Consider the following 4,167-nt stretch of genomic DNA (forward strand, 5'->3'; position numbering starts at 1 on the left):
CGCCCTCGACGCCCTCGGCGGAGACGGCACCCCGGGTGACCACGCCGTGCCGGTCGAGAAGGGTGCGGGCGAGAGCGTGGGCGCGGACGGTGGCGTCGGGTTCGTGGGCGGGGAGCAGGGACCAGCGGCCCGCGACCGTGGGCGGCCCCGTACGGGACTGGGCGCGTGCCGCGGCGGTGAGGGAGCCATAGCGGCCGCGCGGGACGGTGCGCTTGGCGCGGTGGGCCGTGGAACCCGCTGTGCGGCCCGAGCCGAGCAGGGAACGCATGGGGGTGAGTGTGTCGTTGGTGAGGCGGCCCGACCAGGCCAGGTCCCAGATGGCGTCGGCCAGTTGGGGATCGGTGGCGTCGGGATGGGTCGTGGCGCGGACCTGATCGGCGATCTGACGGAAGAACAGGCCGTAGCCGCCGGACAGGGCCTCGAGAATCGACTGGTGGAGTGCGGTCAGCTCCAGCGGGTGCGGGGGCGGGAGGAGCAGCGGGGCCGTGTCCGCCAGGTAGAGCGACACCCAGCCGTCCTTGCCGGGGAGGGCACCGGCGCCCGCCCACACGACCTCTCCGGCAGTCGTCAACTCGTCGAGCATCGCAGGGGTGTACTGGGCGACCCGGGACGGCAGGACCAGCTTCTCCAGGGCGGACGCGGGCACGGAGGCGCCCTGCAACTGTTCGACCGCCCGCACCAGGCCGTCGATGCCGCGCAGCCCGTGTCCACCGCCGACGTGCTGCCACTGGGGCAGGAACTGGGCGAGCGCGGCGGGCGGCACCGGCTCCAGCTCGTGCCGCAGCGCGGCGAGGGACCGGCGGCGCAGTCGGCGCAGCACGGCCGCGTCGCACCACTCCTGGCCGATGCCCGCCGGGTGGAACTCGCCCTGCACGACCCGGCCGTTCGCGGCGAGCCGGTGCAGGGCGCCCTCCGTGACGGCCACACCGAGACCGAAGCGGGCGGCCGCCGTGGCCGATGTGAACGGGCCATGGGTGCGCGCGTACCGGGCGAGGAGATCGCCGAGCGGGTCCTTGACCGGTTCGGTGAACGCCTCCGGCACGCCGACGGGCAGAGCCGTGCCGAGCGCGTCCCGCAGGCGGCCGGCGTCCTCGATCGCGGCCCAGTGGTCGGTGCCCGCGATCCGGACCCGGATGGCGCGCCGGGCCCCGGCCAGCTCCCGCGCCCACTGAGGCTCGGCACCCCGCTCCGCCAACTCGGCGTCCTGCAGCGGCCCCAGCAGACGGAGCAGGTCCGCGACGCCCTCCACGTCCTTGACCCGGCGGTCCTCCGTGAGCCACTGGAGCTCCTGCTCCAGCTCGGTCAGCACCTCGGCGTCGAGCAGCTCGCGCAGCTCGGCCTGGCCCAGCAGCTCCGCCAGCAGTCGCGAGTCCAGCGACAGGGCCGCGGCGCGGCGCTCGGCGAGCGGTGAGTCGCCCTCGTACAGGAACTGGGCCACATAGCCGAAGAGGAGCGAGCGGGCGAACGGGGACGGCTCCGGGGTGGTGACCTCGACGAGGCGGACCTTGCGGGACTCGACGTCACCCATCAGCTCGGCGAGGCCGGGCACGTCGAAGACGTCCTGGAGGCATTCGCGGACCGCTTCCAGGACGATCGGGAACGAGCCGAACTCGCTCGCCACCTGGAGCAGCTGGGCCGCCCGCTGCCGCTGCTGCCACAGCGGGGTGCGCCTGCCGGGGTTGCGGCGGGGCAACAGCAGGGCGCGGGCGGCGCACTCGCGGAAGCGGGACGCGAACAGTGCCGAGCCGCCCACCTGGTCGGTGACGATCTGGTCGACCTCGCCCTTGTCGAAGGCGACGTCCGCCGCGCCGACCGGCGCCTGCTCGGCGTCGTACTCCGTGCCGGCCTTCGTGGGCTCCATGTCGAGGAGGTCCAGGCCCATGAGGTCGGCGTCCGGCAACCGCAGCACGATGCCGTCGTCGGCGTGCATGACCTGGGCGTCCATGCCGTACCGCTCGGACAGGCGGGCCCCGAGGGCGAGTGCCCACGGAGCGTGGACCTGGGCTCCGAAAGGTGAGTGGACGACTACCCGCCAGTCGCCCAGTTCGTCCCGGAAGCGCTCGACGACGATCGTGCGGTCGTCCGGGACATGGCCGCAGGCCTCGCGTTGTTCGGCGAGGTAGGAGAGGACGTTGTCCGCGGCCCAGGCGTCGAGGCCGGCGGCCAGCATGCGCAGGCGGGCGTCCTCCTGGGACAGGGAGCCCACCTCGCGCAGGAACGCGCCCACCGCGCGGCCCAGTTCGAGCGGACGGCCGAGCTGGTCGCCCTTCCAGAACGGCAGCCGGCCCGGAACGCCCGGCGCCGGGGAGACCAGAACCCGGTCGCGTGTGATGTCCTCGATACGCCACGAGCTGGTGCCCAGCGTGAAGACGTCCCCGACGCGCGACTCGTACACCATCTCCTCGTCCAGCTCCCCGACGCGTCCGCCGCCCTTCTTGGGGTCGGAGCCGGCGAGGAAGACTCCGAAGAGGCCACGGTCCGGGATGGTGCCTCCGGAGGTGACCGCGAGGCGCTGGGCGCCGGGGCGGCCGGTGACGGTGCCGGTGACCCGGTCCCACACCACGCGCGGGCGCAGTTCCGCGAAGGCGTCGGATGGATAGCGGCCGGCGAGCATGTCGAGGACCGCCGTGAACGCCGACTCGGGGAGCGAGGCGAAGGGCGCGGCCCGCCGGACCATGGCGAGTAGCTCGTCGACCTGCCAGGTGTCCATCGACGTCATGGCGACGAGCTGCTGCGCCAGCACGTCCAAGGGGTTGCCCGGAATCCTCAGGGACTCGATGGAGCCGGTCCGCATCCGCTCCGTGACGACGGCCGCCTGCACCAGGTCACCGCGGTACTTCGGGAAGACCACGCCCGTGGAGACCGCTCCCACCTGGTGTCCCGCGCGACCCACGCGCTGCAGCCCGGACGCGACCGACGGCGGCGACTCCACCTGGACCACGAGGTCCACGGCACCCATGTCGATGCCCAGTTCAAGACTGGACGTGGCGACCACGGCCGGCAGCCGGCCCGCCTTGAGGTCCTCCTCGACCAGGGCACGCTGCTCCTTGGAGACCGAGCCGTGGTGGGCGCGGGCGAGGACCGGGGGAGCTCCCTGAGCCGCACCCGACCCGCCCATCAGCTCGGCCGGGGCGTGATGTTCGTCCAAGGGCTCGCCGGTGACCCGCTCGTACGCGATCTCGTTCAGCCGGTTGCACAAGCGCTCCGCGAGGCGGCGGGAGTTGGCGAACACGATCGTGGAGCGGTGCGCCTGCACGAGGTCGGCGATCCGCTCCTCGACATGGGGCCAGATCGACGGGCGTTCCGCCCCCTCTTTTCCGTCCGCGACCGGGGAGCCGCCCAGCTCGCCCAGATCCTCCACCGGGACGACCACGGAGAGGTCGAACTCCTTGCCGGACGGGGGCTGGACGATCTCCACCCTGCGGCGCGGGGAGAGATAGCGCGCCACCTCGTCGACGGGACGCACGGTGGCGGACAGGCCGATACGGCGCGCGGGCTTCGGCAACAGCTCGTCGAGCCGCTCCAGGGACAGCGCGAGATGCGCGCCGCGCTTGGTGCCCGCGACCGCGTGCACCTCGTCGAGGATCACCGTCTCCACGCCCGTCAGCGCGTCGCGCGTGGCCGACGTCAACATGAGGAACAGCGACTCGGGGGTGGTGATGAGGATGTCGGGCGGACGGGTGGCCAGGGCACGGCGCTCGGCGGCCGGGGTGTCGCCCGAGCGGATGCCCACCTTCACCTCGGGCTCGGGCAGCCCCAGGCGGACGGACTCCTGGCGGATACCGGTCAGCGGACTGCGCAGATTCCGCTCGACGTCCACCGCGAGAGCCTTCAGCGGTGATACGTACAGCACCCGGCAGCGCTTCCTCGGGTCCGCCGGGGGCGGCGGGGTCGACGTCAGCTGGTCCAACGCGGCGAGGAACGCGGCCAGGGTCTTGCCGGAACCGGTCGGGGCCACCACCAGCACGTCCGAGCCCTCGCCGATGGCCCGCCACGCCCCGGCCTGGGCCGCGGTGGGCGCGGAGAAGGCCCCCGTGAACCAGCCGCGGGTCGCGGGGGAGAAGCCGTCGAGGGCTCGATCTGCGGAGCTGACCATGCCCCCATCCTGCACCCGCCCACTGACAATGGCCGTGACCTGCGGAGACGTCGACCCAGGGGGTGGGTGAG

General features: G+C 73.4%; 1 protein-coding gene. It reads right to left on the minus strand.

Annotated elements, in window-relative coordinates; all coding sequences use genetic code 11:
• A partial coding sequence (locus tag AOK15_RS33145) for an ATP-dependent helicase (RefSeq protein WP_055522019.1) occupies positions 1 to 4,096 on the minus strand: 4,096 nt, incomplete at its 3' end.
• Positions 4,097 to 4,167: the final 71 nt, after the last annotated feature.

Origin of the sequence: Streptomyces ossamyceticus, from assembly GCF_001418475.1 — a bacterium.
In the GTDB taxonomy this organism is placed as follows: Bacteria; Actinomycetota; Actinomycetes; order Streptomycetales; family Streptomycetaceae; genus Streptomyces; species Streptomyces ossamyceticus.